This window comes from Pseudomonas sp. R4-39-08 (assembly GCF_003852275.1).
Classification (GTDB): Bacteria; Pseudomonadota; Gammaproteobacteria; order Pseudomonadales; family Pseudomonadaceae; genus Aquipseudomonas.
Genome location: NZ_CP027733.1, coordinates 851,923 through 867,757, shown reverse-complemented (window position 1 = coordinate 867,757; position 15,835 = coordinate 851,923). Strand labels below are relative to the sequence as shown.

The 15,835-nt window shown below is 61.2% G+C and carries 13 protein-coding genes; 5 read left to right on the top strand and 8 right to left on the bottom strand.

The window, feature by feature from the left end; translation table 11 throughout:
- Positions 1-3: 3 nt before the first annotated feature.
- The 4 genes from lspA to murJ all read right to left on the bottom strand — a co-directional run bounded on the left by lspA (position 4) and on the right by murJ (position 5,951).
- Positions 4-516, bottom strand: a complete 513-nt coding sequence (lspA, locus tag C4J88_RS03725; protein ID WP_124365775.1) for a signal peptidase II — start codon at positions 514-516, stop codon at positions 4-6.
- The gene (gene ileS, locus C4J88_RS03720; protein WP_124406249.1) at positions 509-3,340 is read right to left on the bottom strand and encodes an isoleucine--tRNA ligase; all 2,832 of its coding nucleotides are present in this window, start codon (positions 3,338-3,340) and stop codon (positions 509-511) included. Before ileS ends, lspA begins: the two co-directional genes overlap by 8 nt.
- 14 nt (positions 3,341-3,354) lie before the next feature.
- Positions 3,355-4,293 (bottom strand): bifunctional riboflavin kinase/FAD synthetase, encoded by a 939-nt coding sequence (gene ribF, locus C4J88_RS03715; protein ID WP_010213269.1) that lies wholly within the window; start codon positions 4,291-4,293, stop codon positions 3,355-3,357.
- A 119-nt stretch (positions 4,294-4,412) separates the two neighbouring features.
- Positions 4,413-5,951, bottom strand: coding sequence for a murein biosynthesis integral membrane protein MurJ (gene murJ / locus C4J88_RS03710; RefSeq protein ID WP_124361224.1), 1,539 nt, complete (start codon positions 5,949-5,951; stop codon positions 4,413-4,415).
- Positions 5,952-6,204: 253 nt separating this feature from the next.
- Between murJ and rpsT the strand changes: the two genes are divergently transcribed.
- A complete protein-coding gene (rpsT, locus tag C4J88_RS03705) occupies positions 6,205-6,483 on the top strand; it encodes a 30S ribosomal protein S20 (RefSeq protein WP_003188401.1) in 279 nt (92 codons plus the stop codon).
- 279 nt (positions 6,484-6,762) lie between these two features.
- Here rpsT and C4J88_RS03700 read toward each other — a convergent pair whose 3' ends face one another.
- Positions 6,763-7,248, bottom strand: coding sequence for a peptidylprolyl isomerase (locus tag C4J88_RS03700; protein WP_032886172.1), 486 nt, complete (start codon positions 7,246-7,248; stop codon positions 6,763-6,765).
- On the opposite strand from C4J88_RS03700, the gene C4J88_RS03695 reads away from it, so the two are divergent.
- From C4J88_RS03695 to C4J88_RS03685, 3 genes are all read left to right on the top strand, one after another.
- A complete protein-coding gene (locus C4J88_RS03695) occupies positions 7,247-7,537 on the top strand; it encodes a DUF3565 domain-containing protein (RefSeq protein WP_164485281.1) in 291 nt (96 codons plus the stop codon). The genes C4J88_RS03700 and C4J88_RS03695 overlap by 2 nt on opposite strands.
- Positions 7,538-7,616: 79 nt before the next feature.
- Positions 7,617-9,716 carry a phosphate acetyltransferase gene (pta, locus tag C4J88_RS03690; RefSeq protein WP_124406248.1) on the top strand — a complete coding sequence of 700 codons (2,100 nt, stop codon included), beginning with the start codon at positions 7,617-7,619 and terminating at the stop codon, positions 9,714-9,716.
- Positions 9,717-10,616 carry an acyltransferase gene (locus C4J88_RS03685; RefSeq protein ID WP_124406247.1) on the top strand — a complete coding sequence of 300 codons (900 nt, stop codon included), beginning with the start codon at positions 9,717-9,719 and terminating at the stop codon, positions 10,614-10,616.
- Positions 10,617-10,783: 167 nt separating this feature from the next.
- On the opposite strand, the gene cysN is transcribed toward C4J88_RS03685, so the two are convergent.
- From cysN to C4J88_RS03670, 3 genes are all read right to left on the bottom strand, one after another.
- A complete protein-coding gene (gene cysN, locus C4J88_RS03680; protein WP_124406246.1) occupies positions 10,784-12,682 on the bottom strand; it encodes a sulfate adenylyltransferase subunit CysN in 1,899 nt (632 codons plus the stop codon).
- A gap of 9 nt (positions 12,683-12,691) precedes the next feature.
- Positions 12,692-13,609 (bottom strand): sulfate adenylyltransferase subunit CysD, encoded by a 918-nt coding sequence (gene cysD / locus C4J88_RS03675; protein ID WP_003171640.1) that lies wholly within the window; start codon positions 13,607-13,609, stop codon positions 12,692-12,694.
- 181 nt (positions 13,610-13,790) lie between these two features.
- A complete protein-coding gene (locus tag C4J88_RS03670; RefSeq protein WP_124365767.1) occupies positions 13,791-14,549 on the bottom strand; it encodes a Nif3-like dinuclear metal center hexameric protein in 759 nt (252 codons plus the stop codon).
- A gap of 101 nt (positions 14,550-14,650) precedes the next feature.
- Here C4J88_RS03670 and algW point away from each other — a divergent pair, with 101 nt between their 5' ends.
- Entirely contained in the window at positions 14,651-15,811 is a 1,161-nt protein-coding gene (gene algW / locus C4J88_RS03665) for a Do family serine endopeptidase AlgW (RefSeq protein WP_124361218.1), read from the top strand.
- Positions 15,812-15,835 lie beyond the last annotated feature (24 nt).

The following is a 15,835-nucleotide window of genomic DNA, read 5'->3' as shown; positions in this document are numbered from 1 at the left end:
TGATCAGTCATTGACGGTCTCTCCGGTTTTCTTGCTCTTGAACATATCCAGCGCCAGCATGATTGCACCAACGGTGATGGCGCTGTCGGCGAAGTTGAACGCCGGGAAATAATGGCGGTTCTGCCAGTGCACCAGGATGAAGTCGATCACATGGCCCAGGGCAATGCGGTCGTACAGGTTGCCCAGCGCGCCGCCCAGCACCAGGGCGAGGGCAATGGCCAACCAGGTGTCATCACGGCCCAGACGCTTGAGCCAGACCACCAGCACCGCACTGACCACCACGGCGATCAGTGCGAACAGCCAGCGCTGCCAGCCGCCGCCATCGGCGAGGAAGCTGAAGGCCGCGCCAGTGTTGTAGGCCAGGGTCCAGCTGAAGTAATCCGGGATCACCACGATTTGCTGGAACATTTCCAGGGTGCCTTCGAAATGAGCCTTGCTGACCTGGTCGATGACCAGGACCAGCACGCTCAATACGAGCCAGCCAAGACGTCCGAAACGACTGGTTGCATCAGGCATAGTGGCGAACCTCGCCTTCACCGCTGATGTTATCCACGCAGCGACCGCAGATTTCCGGATGCTCCGGGTTCACGCCGACATCTTCACGGCAGTGCCAGCAACGGGCGCACTTAGGGAAGGCCGACTTGACCACTTTGAGCTTCAGGCCCGGCACTTCGGTCGCCACGGCGTCTGCCGGAGCCTGGGCGAATGGCGCCAGGCTGGCGGTGGAGGTGATCAACACAAAGCGCAGCTCGTTGCTCAGCTTGGCCAGGTCGGCGGTCAGGCCGTCCTCGGCAAACAGGGTGACTTCGGCTTGCAGGTTGCCACCCACGGCCTTGGCCGCGCGCTGCACTTCCAGTTCCTTGTTCACCGCAACCTTCACGGCCATCACGCCTTCCCAGTACGCGCGACCCAGTTCGAAGTCGGCCGGCAGTTCGGTCAGGCCTTCGTACCAGGTATTGAGCATGACGGACTCGTTACGCTCGCCCGGCAGGTATTCCCACAGTTCGTCGGCGGTGAACGCCAGGATCGGTGCGATCCAGCGCACCAGCGCTTCGCTGATATGGTAGAGCGCGGTCTGCGCCGAGCGGCGCGCCTTGCTGTTGGCGCCGGTGGTGTACTGGCGGTCCTTGATGATGTCGAGGTAGAACCCACCCAGCTCCTGCACGCAGAAGTTGTGGATCTTCGAATAGACGTTCCAGAAGCGGTACTCGCCATAGTGTTCCTGCAACTCGCGCTGCAACAACAGGGTACGGTCCACGGCCCAACGGTCGAGGGCGAGCATGTCCTCGGCCGGCAGCAGGTCGGTGGCCGGGTTGAAGCCGGTCAGGTTCGACAGCAGGAAGCGTGCGGTATTACGGATGCGACGGTAGGCATCGGCGCTGCGGGCCAGGATCTGGTCCGACACGGCGATCTCGCCCGAGTAATCGGTCGACGCTACCCACAGGCGCATGATGTCGGCGCCCAGGGTGTCGTTGATCTTTTTCGGCTCGATCACGTTCTTCAGCGACTTGGACATCTTGCGACCGTTTTCGTCGACGGTGAAGCCGTGGGTCAGCAGTTCGCGGTACGGCGCATGGCCGTCGATGGCGCAGCCGGTCAGCAGCGAGGAGTGGAACCAGCCACGGTGCTGGTCGGAACCTTCCAGGTACAGGTCGGCACGCGGGCCGCTGTCGTGGCCCATCGGGTGCGAGCCGCGCAGCACGTGCCAGTGGGTGGTGCCGGAGTCGAACCACACGTCGAGGGTGTCGCTGATCTTGTCGTACTGCGGCGCTTCATCGCCCAGCAGCTCGGCGGCGTCCAGCTTGAACCAGGCTTCGATGCCTTCCTGTTCAATGCGCTGTGCCACTTCTTCCATCAGCTCGACGGTGCGCGGGTGCAGTTCGCCGCTTTCCTTGTTCAGGAAGAACGGGATCGGCACGCCCCAGTTACGCTGGCGGGAGATGCACCAGTCCGGACGGTTGGCAATCATCGAGTGCAGGCGCGCCTGGCCCCAGGCCGGGACGAACTGAGTGTCTTCGATGGCTTTGAGCGAGCGTATGCGCAGGGTTTCGCCGCTGGCCGGCTCTTTGTCCATGCCGATAAACCACTGCGCGGTGGCGCGGTAGATCAACGGGGTCTTGTGGCGCCAGCAGTGCATGTAGCTGTGCTTGATGGTGTCGGCCTGCATCAGCGCGCCGACTTCACGCAGCTTGTCGATGATCGGCTGGTCGGCCTTGAAGACGAACTGCCCGCCGAAGAACTCCAGCGACGGCACATACACGCCGTTGCTCTGTACCGGGTTGATGATGTCGTCGTTGACCATGCCGTACTTCTTGCAGGTCACGAAGTCGTCCACGCCATAGGCAGGCGAGCAGTGAACGATGCCCGTGCCCGAACCCAGCTCGACGTAGTCAGCCATATATACCGGCGACAGGCGGTCATAGAACGGGTGACGGAAGTTGATCAGCTCCAGCGCGGTGCCGGTGGTGGTGGCGATCACCGAACCTTGCAGCTCGTAGCGCGCCAGGCACGACTCAACCATTTCTTCGGCCAGCACCAACAGGCGATCGCCAACATCGACCAGCGCGTAGGTGAACTCCGGGTGCACGTTCAGTGCCTGGTTGGCGGGGATGGTCCATGGCGTGGTGGTCCAGATCACGATGGCAGCGGGCTTGGCCAGCGATGCCAGGCCAAAGGCCTCGGCCAGCTTGGCGTCGTCGGCGATCGGGAAGGCCACGTCGATGGTCGAAGATTTCTTTTCCTCGTACTCGACTTCCGCCTCGGCCAGGGCCGAGCCGCAGTCGAAGCACCAGTTCACGGGCTTGAGGCCCTTGAACACGAAACCGCCCTTGACGATTTCGGCCAAGGCGCGGATTTCACCGGCCTCGTTCTTGAAGTTCATGGTTTTGTACGGGTTGTCCCACTCGGCCAGCACACCCAGACGGATGAACTCGGACTTCTGCCCTTCGATCTGCTCGGTGGCGTAGGCACGGCACAGTTCGCGGGTTTTATCCGCGCCCAGGTTCTTGCCGTAGGTCACTTCGACTTTGTGTTCGATCGGCAGGCCGTGGCAGTCCCAACCCGGGACATACGGTGCGTCGAAGCCCGACAGGGTTTTCGAACGCAGGATCATGTCCTTGAGAATCTTGTTCAGCGCATGACCGATGTGAATCGTGCCGTTGGCATAAGGAGGGCCGTCGTGCAGGACGAATTTCGGACGATCCTTGCCAATTTCGCGCAACTTTCCGTACAGGCCAATACTGTCCCAGCGCTGCAGGATCTGCGGTTCGCGCTGTGGCAGGCCGGCCTTCATTGGGAAGGCGGTGTCCGGAAGGTTTAGCGTGGCTTTATAGTCGGTCATTTAAGGCTCTTCGGTTAGCGATGGGCGCTAGGTGCGGCTAGTGCACGGGCGGCGGCGACATCCGCATTGATCGCCGTTTTCAACGCCTCAAGGGAGGCGAAACGCTGCTCTTCACGCAGCTTCTGGTGGAAAACCACCGTTAAACGCCGGTCGTATAAATCACCGGCAAAATCCAGAAGGTGAACTTCCAGGTGGGCCTTGCCATCACCTGCAACCGTGGGCCTGACGCCTATGTTGGCGACTCCCGGCCACGATTGGCCATCGATGTCGACGCTCACCAGGTAAACCCCGGTCAGCGGCACACGACGGCGCTTGAGTTGCACGTTGGCGGTTGGCGTGCCCAGTTGGCGCGCCAGCTTCTGGCCGTGCAATACCCGCCCGGCGATGCGGAACGGGCGACCGAGCAAACGCTCGGCCAAGGCGAAGTCGGCAGCGGCCAGGGCGTTACGCACCTGGGTACTGCTCACGCGCAGGCCGTCCAGTTCGACGGTTTGCGCGGCTTCGACGGTAAACCCCTGGTTGACGCCGGCGTGTTGCAGGAAATCGAAATCTCCGACGCGGTCGCAACCAAAACGGAAGTCGTCGCCGACTTCCAAATGCTGCACGCCCAGGCCATCGACGAGGATGCGGTCGACGAACTCGGCGGCGCTCAGGCTTTGCAAGCGCTGGTTGAAGGCCAGGCAGAGCACGCGGTCGACGCCTTCTTCTGCCAGCAGTTGCAGCTTGTCGCGCAGGCGGGCCAGACGGGCCGGCGCGGTCTCGGGAGTGAAATATTCCCGCGGCTGCGGCTCGAAAATCACCACGCAGCTGGGCACGCCCAACTCGACCGCACGCTCGCGCAGCCTGGCCAGGATAGCCTGGTGGCCACGGTGAACACCGTCAAAGTTGCCAATAGTGGCGACGCAGCCCCGATGCTCGGGGCGCAGGTTGTGGAGACCTCGAACCAGCTGCATAACGCGCTTCTTGCTCATAAAGTGGTCGATTATAACCACACCCGGCCCCGGGCGACAGGCAACAGCACAGGCCAAATGGATCGATTCGATAAAACAGCCGTTTTATCGCGACAAACTCTCTACCCCAGGGACTTGCGATTGAAATCGCGCAGGCGGAAACCCTGCAGCAGCAACATCCCGAAGTACACCACCACGCCCGCCACCACCAGCACGCCAAGGCGCATGAAGCGCTCCAGCATATGGCCCTGGTCCCAGGCCGGCATGACATGCATCAGGCCCAGCAACACGGCGGACATCGCGGCGACCGCCACGAGCAGCTTGAGGGTGAACACCCCCCAGCCTGGCTGCGGCTGATACATCTGTTGTTTGCGCAGTTGATAAAACAGCAGGCCGGCATTGATGCACGCACCGGCGCTGATTGCCAACGCCAGGCCGGCATGGGCCAGCGGGCCGATAAATACCAGGTTGAGCAGTTGCGTGACGATCAGCGTGAAAATCGCGATCTTCACCGGCGTGCGGATGTTTTGTTGGGCATAGAAGCCCGGCGCCAGCACCTTGATCACGATAATGCCAAGCAAGCCGACGGAGTAAGCCACCAGCGCGTGCTGGGTCATCAACGCGTCATGGGCGTCGAACTGGCCGTATTGAAACAGCGAGACCGTCAAGGGCTCAGCCAGGATTCCCAAGGCCAAGGCGCATGGCAGCACCAGCAGGAAGCACAGGCGCAGGCCCCAGTCGAGAATGCGCGAGTACTCCTGGCGGTCCTTGCTTGCGTAGGTGCGCGCCAGGGTCGGCAGCAGAATTGTCCCCAAGGCCACCCCGAGCACGCCGGACGGCAATTCCATCAGGCGGTCGGCGTAGTACATCCACGAAACCGAGCCGGATACCAGCAGCGAAGCGAACGCCGTATTGATGATCAGGGAAATCTGACTGACCGACACCCCGAGGATCGCTGGCAACATATTGCGCATCACACGCCAGACGCCGGTGTCCTTGAGGTTCAGGCGCGGCAGCACGAGCATGCCGATTTTTTTCAGATGCGGCAGTTGGTAGAGCAACTGCGCCAGGCCACCGGCCAGGACTGCCCAGCCGAGGGCCATCACCGGTGGGTCGAAGTAAGGCGTGAGGAACAGCGCGAAGATAATCATGCTGACGTTGAGCAGCGTCGGCACGAAGGCCGGCACCGAGAAACGGTTCCAGGTATTGAGGATCGCCCCGGCGAGGGATGACAGCGAGATCAGCACTATATAAGGAAAGGTCACGCGCAGCAGGTCGGTGGTCAGCGCGAACTTTTCCGGGGTGTTGGCAAAGCCCGGCGCCGTGGCCCAGATCACCCAGGGCGCGGCGAGTATGCCGACCAGGGTCACCAGCATCAGCACCAGGGTCAGCAGGCCCGAAACGTAGGCAATGAACGTGCGGGTTGCCTCCTCGCCCTGCTGAGTCTTGTATTCGGCCAGGATCGGCACAAAGGCCTGGGAGAACGCGCCTTCGGCGAAGATTCTGCGCAGCAGGTTGGGCAATTTAAAGGCAATAAAGAAGGCATCCGTGGCCATACTGGCGCCAAAAATGCGCGCCAGCAGGGTGTCACGCACAAACCCCAAAACCCGGGAGATCATCGTGATAGAGCTGACGGCAGCCAACGATTTGAGCAGATTCATTGAAAGAGTTTGCGCCTATAGATAAAGAGCAGGCGAACAAAGCGCCTACTTATGCGATACTGCGCGCCTGCAACAGCACAGAGCCAAAGCTCGCGAGTTTACAGGTCAAGCGCCGGAAATAAATCACCCGCCTCTTCAGATCGACCACTCAGCAGTTCGCATCAGCCGCCCTTGACAACCCATCAAGTCATCGGCATGATTCGCGGCCTATTTTGTTTGCTATTTCCTAAAAAGTCTTTCGAGGAGCTCGACGGTGGCCAACACACCTTCCGCCAAAAAACGTGCAAAACAGGCTGAGAAGCGTCGCAGCCACAACGCCAGCCTGCGTTCCATGGTTCGTACCTACATCAAGAATGTAGTTAAAGCCATCGACACCAAAGACGCTGAAAAAGCTCAAGCTGCTTACGTTCTGGCCGTGCCAGTTATCGACCGTATGGCCGATAAAGGCATCATCCACAAGAACAAGGCCGCTCGTCATAAGAGCCGCCTGAATGGCCACATCAAGGCTCTGAGCGTTCCTGCTGCAGCCTAAGTGGTAACAACTGCTACGCAGCCCAGGTTGCGAATCAGTTAAGAAATGCCCCGTACCGAAAGGTGCGGGGCATTTTTGTTTTCTGGAGTGCATAAATCAAAATGTGGGAGGGGGCTTGCTCCCGATGGCTGAGGGTCTGCCACCGCATCTAGTGACTGATCCACCGCTATCGGGAGCAAGCCCCCTCCCACATTTGAATAGTGGTGCATTTTCAACCGCGCAAAAAAAACGCCCCGAACCAGTCGGGGCGTTTTTGCTACCGCTTGATCAAAACATCGATCAATGCTGATGACCGCCTTCACCGTGGACGTGACCGTGAGCCACTTCTTCCTGGGAAGCGTCGCGGATGGCAACGATCTTCACTTGGAAGTTCAGGCGCTGACCAGCCAGCGGGTGGTTACCGTCAACGGTCACGTCGTCACCGTCCAGGTCGCGGATGGTCACGATCTGCATTTGGCCGTCCGGGGCGGAAGCGTGGAACTGCATACCCACTTCCAGCTCATCAACACCTTCGAACATGCTGCGGCTCAAGGTGCTGACCAGTTCGGCGGAGTATTCGCCGTAGGCATCCTCAGGTTCTACGGCAACGGTCAGTTCATCACCAACTGCCTTGCCTTCCAGAGCCTTTTCCAGGCCTGGGATGATATTACCCGCGCCTTGCAGGTAGACCAGCGGCGCGCCGCCGGCGGAGCTGTCGATGACCTCACCAGCGTCGTTGGTCAGGGTATAGTCGATGGAGACAGCCTTGTTAGCGGCGATCGTCATGGGGCGAGACCTTTTGCATAAGAATGAAGAACGGACAAGTCTAAACAAGGATTTGCCCGAAAGCGAACAGAACCCGGACAGACGGGGCCGACCAACGGTCTCGACGATCAGCGGATTCCACCAGGACGACGACCTGCACTGGGTCGTCGAGCTGTCCTGCGGCCACACCCAGCATCTGCGCCACCAGCCGCCATGGCAGTCGCGCGCCTGGGTGCTCGACCCCGCGCAGCGCCTTGAAAAAATCGGCCAGCCCTTTGCGTGCGGCTGGTGTGCGCAACACCCCGAATAACGATAACCTTGGCGCCTGATTCGCGGTAGGCACTCACGCATAGAGTGCCACCCCAGCCATGCACCTCCAGAGAATTCGCATGCAGACTTTTTTTATCGCGCCCACCGATTTTGGTGTGGGTCTGACCTCCATCAGCCTTGGGCTGGTGCGTACCCTGGAACGGGCCGGCCTGAAAGTCGGTTTCTTCAAACCGATTGCCCAGCCACACCCTGGCGATACCGGCCCCGAGCGTTCTACCGAACTGGTGGCGCGCACCCACGGCCTGAAGCCGCCGCACCCCCTGGGCCTGGCCCATGTTGAGCGCATGCTCGGCGACGGCCAGCTCGACGAGTTGCTCGAAGAAATCATCACGCTGTACCAGCAAGCCGCGGTGGGCAAGGACGTGCTGATCGTCGAAGGCATGGTGCCGACCCGCAGCGCCAGCTATGCGGCACGGGTCAACCTGCACCTGGCCAAAAGCCTGGATGCTGAAGTGATCCTGGTCTCGGCCCCGGAAAATGAAGTGCTCACCGAACTGTCCGGCCGCGTGGAACTGCAGGCCCAATTGTTCGGTGGCCCGAAAGACCCGAAAGTGCTGGGCGTAATCCTCAACAAGGTGCGCACCGACGAAAGCATGGAGGCCTTCTCGGCGCGCCTCAAGGAGCACTCGCCGTTATTGCGCAGCGGTGATTTCCGCCTGCTCGGCTGCATTCCCTACCAGCCCGAACTCAACGCGCCGCGTACCCGCGACGTGGCCGACCTGATGGGCGCGCAGATCCTCAATGCCGGCGACTATGAAACCCGGCGCATGACCAAGATCATCATCTGCGCGCGCACCATGCGCAACACCGTGGAGCTGCTCAAGCCCGGTGTGCTGGTGGTGACGCCGGGCGATCGCGACGACATCATCCTCGCCGTCAGCCTGGCCGCGATCAACGGCGTACCGCTGGCCGGCCTGTTGCTGACCAGCGACACCCTGCCCGACCCGCGAATCATGGATTTGTGCCGTGGCGCGTTCCAGGCCGGGTTGCCGGTACTGTCGGTGAGCACCGGTTCCTACGACACCGCCAACCAGCTCAACAGCCTCAATAAGGAAATCCCCATCGATGACCGCGAGCGCGCGGAGATCATCACCGACTTCGTCGCCAGCCACCTCGATGCGCGCTGGCTGCACCAGCGCTGCGGCACCCCACGGGAGATGCGCCTGTCACCGGCGGTCTTTCGCTACCAGTTGATCCAGCGCGCCCAGGCCGCCAACAAGCGCATCGTGCTGCCCGAAGGCAGCGAGCCGCTGACCGTGCAGGCCGCCGCGATCTGCCAGGCCCGCGGCATCGCCCGCTGTGTGCTGCTGGCCAAGCCGGCGGACGTGGAAGCGGTGGCGCGGGCCCAGGGTATCGAACTGCCGGAAGGCCTGGAGATACTTGACCCGGACCTGATCCGCCAGCGCTACGTCGAACCGATGGTCGCATTGCGCAAGAGCAAGAGCCTGAACGCGCCAATGGCCGAGCAGCAATTGGAAGACACCGTGGTGATCGCCACCATGATGCTCGCCCTCGACGAGGTGGACGGCCTGGTGTCCGGGGTGATCCACTCCACCGCCAACACCATCCGCCCGGCCCTGCAGCTGATCAAGACGGCGCCGGGCTGCACCTTGGTATCGTCGGTGTTCTTCATGCTGTTCCCCGAGCAGGTGCTGGTGTATGGCGACTGCGTGATGAACCCGCACCCAAGCGCTGCGGAGCTGGCGGAAATCGCTCTGCAGAGCGCCGACTCGGCCGCCGCGTTCGGCATCGTCCCGCGCGTGGCGATGATCAGCTATTCCAGCGGCGAGTCGGCCAGCGGTGAGGAAGTGGAAAAAGTCCGCGAAGCCACCCTGCTCGCCCACGAACAACAGAGCTCGTTGCTGATCGACGGCCCGCTGCAATACGACGCCGCCGCCAATGAAAGCGTGGCCCGGCAACTGGCGCCCAACAGCCAGGTCGCCGGCAAGGCCACGGTGTTCGTCTTCCCCGACCTGAATACCGGCAACACCACCTACAAAGCCGTGCAACGCAGCGCCGATTGCGTAAGCCTGGGGCCGATGCTCCAGGGCCTGCGCAAACCGGTCAACGACCTGCCGCGCGGCGCCCAGGTGGACGACATCGTGTACACCATCGCCCTGACCGCGATCCAAGCCGCCAACCGACCTATGGATATCTAAATGCTGGATTTTCTACCTGCCGCCGTACGCGGAGTAATCGCTTCCCTGCTGTTGGCGCTGAACACAATCCTGCTGTGCTCGTTCCTGTTTATCGTGGCGCTGTTCAAGGCCCTGCCTTTCGCCAAGCGCATGAGCGAAGGCTTGATGAACCACACGCACGAAGCCTGGGTCAGCAACAACAAGGCTTGGATGAACCTGGTACGGCGCACCCGCTGGCACTTGAGCGGCCTTGAAGGCCTGGACTATCAACACTCGTACCTGGTCACCAGCAATCACCAGAGCTGGGTCGACATCATGGTGCTGCAATACGTGCTCAATCGACGCATTCGCCCGCTGAAGTTCTTTCTCAAGCAGGAGCTGATCTGGGTGCCGGTGATTGGTTTGGCGTGGTGGGCGCTGGGCTTTCCGTTCATGAAGCGCTATAGCAAGGCGTACCTGGAAAAACACCCGGAAAAGAAAGGCAAGGACCTGGAAACCACCCGCAAGACCTGTGCGAAGTTTCGCAACAACCCGGTAGGGATTTTCAACTTTGCCGAAGGCACACGGTTTACACCGGGCAAGCATGCACAGCAGAAGTCACCGTTTCGCTACTTGCTCAAACCCAAGGCCGGAGGGATTGCGTTCGTGCTGGATGCCATGGGTGAGCAGTTGAAGTCGCTGGTCAACGTGACCATTCACTACCCTGGCGGCCGTCCGGGCTATTGGGATTTGCTGTGCGGGAATGTGAAGGATGTGGTGGTGCAGTTTGAAGAGGTGCAGATTCCGGTCGAGTTTATCGGCAAGAATTATGAGCAGGACGGGGAATATCGGTTGGCGTTCCAGGGCTGGATCAACCGGTTGTGGGAAGAGAAGGATGTGTTGCTGGAAAAGCTGCACACAGAATTTCCTGGCAAAAGCTGATCAACCTGTGGGAGGGGGCTTGCTCCCGATGGCGGCGTGTCAGTCAGTACAGCTGTTACTGATCCACCGCTATCGGGAGCAAGCCCCCTCCCACATTTGACTGCGCTGTTTTCAAAGCCCCATAAAAAAACCCGCCAACATGGCGGGCTTTTTTGTGCGCGTGACGCTTAGATCGCGCCACGCTGACGCAACAACTCCAGCACTTGCTTGACGCTGTCTTCCAGCGACAAAGTCTGGGTGTCGATCACCAAGTCGGCATTCAACGGCACGTCATACGGGAAGGACTCACCGGGGATGTTATCCCCGCCCGCCGCGTACAGCCCTTGGGGATCACGCTCGGCACACACCTGCGGCGACGCCTGCACGTACACGGTCAGCAAACGGTCGCTGCCGATCAGCACCTTGGCCTGTTCGCGGCCTTCGGCATCCGGGGCGACGAACGCGGCCAGGGTCAGCAGGCCGGCTTCGTTGAACTGGCGCGCCACGTGAGCGGCACGGCGCCAGTTCTCGGTACGCCCGGCGCGGTCCTGCGGCAGACCTTTGTTGAGGTCGTGACGCAAGTTCTGGCCGTCCAGCACAAACACCGCACGCCCCATGTCGAACAGCCTGCGCTCGACCGCATACGCCAAGGTGCTCTTGCCGGCGCCGGACAGGCCGCTGAACAGCACGGTGGCCGGTTGCTGGCCGAAACGCAGGGCGCGTTCTTCGGTGGCTACATGGGCCAACTTGCCGTGCTGCGCCGCGCTGCCATGGCTGACTGGCGGTGCGATGATCATGCCGGCGGCCACGGTGCCGTTGGTCAAGCGGTCGATGACGATAAACGCGCCAGTGGTGCGGTTGCTGTCGTAACCGTCCAACGCAATAGCCGCGTCAAGGCTGACCTTGACCCGGCCAATCTCGTTCAACTGCAGCGAACTCGCCGGGCCTTCGGCCAGGGTGTTCACGTCCACGCGGTGCACAATGCTGGTGATGGAGCCCGGCACATAGCTGGTGGCGCGCTTGATGTCGTACTTCTTGCCCGGCAGCATCGGTTCTTCGGCCATCCACACCAGCATGGCGTCGAAGGCGTCTGTCACTTGCGGCACGTTGTCGGCATGCACCAGCAGGTCGCCACGGGAGATGTCGATCTCGTCTTCCATGGTCAGGGTCACGGCCTGGCCCGGGCCCGCCTGTTCCAGCTCGCCCTCGAAGGTGACGATGGATTTGACGCGGCTGCTCTTGCCCGACGGCAGCACCACGACGTCGTCGCCCTTGTGCACGATGCCGCTGGCCAGGGTGCCGGCGAAACCACGGAAGTTCAGGTTCGGACGGTTGACGTACTGCACCGGAAAACGCAGGTCGGTGTAGTTGCGGTCGTTGGCGATCTCGACGGTCTCGAGAATCTCCATCAGCGACTGCCCGGTGTACCACGGCGAACGCTCGCTCTTGTTCACCACGTTGTCGCCCTTGAGCGCCGACATCGGCACGAAGGCCAGGGTGCTCGGCTTGAACGCGATACCGTCGGCAAACTTCAGGTAATCGGCCTTGATCGACTCGAATACGCTCTGGTCAAAGCCATTGATGTCCATCTTGTTGACGGCCACCACGATGTGTTTGATGCCCAGCAACGAGGCGATGAAGCTGTGGCGGCGGGTCTGGGTCTGCACGCCATAGCGCGCGTCGATCAGGATAATCGCCAGGTCACAGGTGGACGCACCGGTGGCCATGTTGCGAGTGTACTGCTCATGGCCTGGGGTATCGGCAATGATGAATTTACGCTTGGCGGTGGAGAAGTAGCGGTAGGCGACATCGATGGTGATGCCCTGCTCACGCTCGGCCTGCAGGCCGTCAACGAGCAGCGCCAGGTCGATGTCGTCACCGGTGGTGCCGGACTTCTTCGAATCGCGGGTGATGGCTTCCAAGTGATCTTCGTAGATCATCTTGGAGTCGTGCAGCAGTCGCCCGATCAGGGTGCTCTTGCCGTCATCGACGTTGCCGCAGGTCAGGAAGCGCAACATTTCCTTGCGCTCGTGCTGGCCCAGGTAGGCGAGGATGTCCTCGCTGATCAAATCAGATACGTGCGACATGACAACCCCTTAGAAATAACCCTGACGTTTTTTATCTTCCATGGAGCCGGCGCCATCATGGTCGATGACCCGGCCCTGGCGCTCGGAAGTTCGCGTCAGGAGCATTTCCTGAATGATGTCCGTCAGCGTTTCGGCTTCGGACTCCACCGCGCCCGTCAACGGGTAGCAGCCAAGGGTGCGGAAACGGACTTTCTTTTTGACGATACGGGCTTTGTCTTCGTCGGACAGGTGCTCGAGGATGCGGTCGTCGTCGATCATGATCAACGTACCGTTCTTCTCGATCACGTCGCGTTCGGCGGCGAAGTACAGCGGCACGATCGGGATGCCTTCCAGGTAGATGTACTGCCAGATGTCCAGCTCGGTCCAGTTGGACAGCGGGAATACGCGGATCGATTCGCCCTTGTTGACGTTGCCGTTGTAGACGTTCCACAGCTCCGGGCGCTGGTTTTTCGGGTCCCAGCGGTGCTTGCTGTCGCGGAATGAGTACACGCGCTCTTTGGCGCGGGATTTCTCTTCATCGCGACGGGCGCCGCCGAAGGCTGCGTCGAAACCATGCTTGTCCAGGGCCTGCTTGAGGCCTTCGGTCTTCATGATGTCGGTGTGCTTGGCGCTACCGTGGGTAAACGGGTTGATGTTCTGCGCCACGCCATCGGGGTTGATGTGGGTGATCAGGTCCAGGCCCAGTTCCTCGACCATCTTGTCGCGGAACTTGTACATTTCCTGGAATTTCCAGCGGGTGTCGACGTGCATTACCGGAAACGGCAATTTGCCCGGGAAGAAGGCCTTGCGGGCCAGATGCAGCATCACGGCGGAGTCTTTACCGATCGAGTAGAGCATCACCGGGTTATCGAACTCGGCGGCGACCTCGCGGATAATGTGGATGCTTTCCGCCTCCAGCTGTTTCAGATGCGTCAGTTTGTCGACCATGGCTACTCACGGAAAAACGATCGTGTGGACGGCCAGCGGGCCGTGTTCGAGCGGGGCATGCTAGCACAGCACCTGCTTCTATTCAGGGCGCCAACTAGATCGAAACGGTATATGAATATACCCCCAAGTTTGGCCTGAAACTCGGTCAAGCCCCCTCCCACATTTGCCTCGGCTGTGTGGCTTAGATCGGGTTCGGGCAATCGATGAAGATATGCTCCAAGGCAAAGCGTCGTGCCAGGTAATCCCCCAACGCCTGCACGCCATAGCGCTCGGTGGCGTGGTGGCCGGCGGCGATGAAACTGATGTCGTTTTCCCGCGCGCTGTGGAAGGTCTGTTCCGAGGCTTCGCCGCTCAGGTACAAGTCGACACCGGCAGCCACTGCCTGGTCGATATACCCCTGGCCGCCCCCGGTGCACCAGCCGACGCGGCGGATCATTTCACTGCCTTCGATCAGCAGCGGCTCTCGGCCCATCACGTCCTGCACGCGGCGGGCAAAGTCGCGCGGTGACAGCGGCTCGGCGAGCGAGCCGACCAGGCCGACGACTTTTGGGTTGCCTGGGTCGAGCGGGCCTTCGACGGTAATGTCCAGTTGCTTGGCAAGCTGCACGTTATTGCCTACGTCAGGGTGCAGATCCAGGGGCAGGTGGTAGGCCAGCAGGCTGATGTCATGCTTGAGCAAGGTTTTCAGGCGACGTTGCTTCATGCCGGTGATGCAGGGGTTTTCGCCCTTCCAGAAATACCCGTGGTGCACCAGGATCAGGTCGGCCCGGGCTTCGACGGCGGCGTCCAGCAGGGCTTGGCTGGCGGTGACGCCGCTGACGATGCGCATCACCTGCGGCCGGCCCTCCACTTGCAGGCCGTTGGGGCAATAATCGGCGATTTTCAAGCTGCCAAGGTAGCGGTCCGCTTCCTCGACGAGGGTGGTAAGGGGGACGGCCATAAAAGACTCCTAAATATCCCGTTCGCTGGCGTCGCAGCCTCGTATAATGCGCGTCATTATGGGCGCTCCCGCGCCCCCTGCAACCTGTCAGGACTTACTTGATGCTCAAGGCGCTGCGTTTTTTTGGATGGCCATTGCTGGCTGGCGTGCTGATCGCGATGCTGATCATTCAGCGTTATCCACAGTGGGTTGGCCTTCCCAGCCTTGATGTGAACCTGCAACAGGCCCCGCAAACCAGCACCGTGGTGCAAGGCCCGGTGACCTATGCGGATGCCGTGACCATCGCCGCCCCTGCCGTGGTCAACCTGTACACCACCAAGGTCATCAACAAGCCGGCGCATCCGTTGTTCGAAGACCCGCAGTTTCGCCGCTACTTCGGTGACAACGGGCCCAAGCAACGCCGCATGGAATCGAGCCTCGGTTCCGGGGTAATCATGAGCCCCGAAGGCTACATCCTCACCAACAATCACGTGACCACCGGCGCCGACCAGATCGTGGTAGCCCTGCGTGACGGCCGCGAGACCCTGGCCCGCGTCGTGGGCAGCGATCCGGAAACCGATCTTGCGGTACTGAAAATCGACCTGACGAACCTGCCCTCGATCACCCTCGGCCGCTCCGATGGCCTGCGCGTAGGCGACGTGGCGCTGGCCATCGGCAACCCGTTCGGCGTTGGCCAGACGGTAACCATGGGCATCATCAGCGCCACCGGGCGTAACCAGTTGGGCCTTAACAGCTACGAAGACTTCATCCAGACCGACGCGGCGATCAACCCCGGCAACTCCGGCGGCGCGCTGGTGGATGCCAATGGCAACCTCACGGGTATCAACACGGCGATTTTCTCCAAGTCCGGCGGCTCCCAGGGTATCGGTTTTGCGATCCCGGTGAAGCTGGCGATGGAGGTGATGAAGTCGATCATCGAGCACGGCCAGGTGATTCGCGGCTGGCTGGGCATTGAAGTGCAACCCTTGACCAAGGAACTGGCCGAGTCGTTCGGCCTGACCGGGCGCCCTGGCATCGTAGTCGCGGGGATCTTCCGCGACGGCCCGGCGCAGAAAGCCGGCCTGCAATTGGGCGATGTGATCCTCAGCATCGACGGCGCTCCGGCCGGTGATGGCCGCAAGTCGATGAACCAGGTGGCGCGGATCAAGCCGACCGATAAGGTAGCGATCCAGGTGATGCGCAACGGCAAGGAAATCAAGCTGTCGGCGGAAATCGGCCTGCGCCCACCGCCAGCCACAGCGCCGGTAAAAGAAGAGGAATAAGCGGCATCTTGCAGGTGCCCGCTC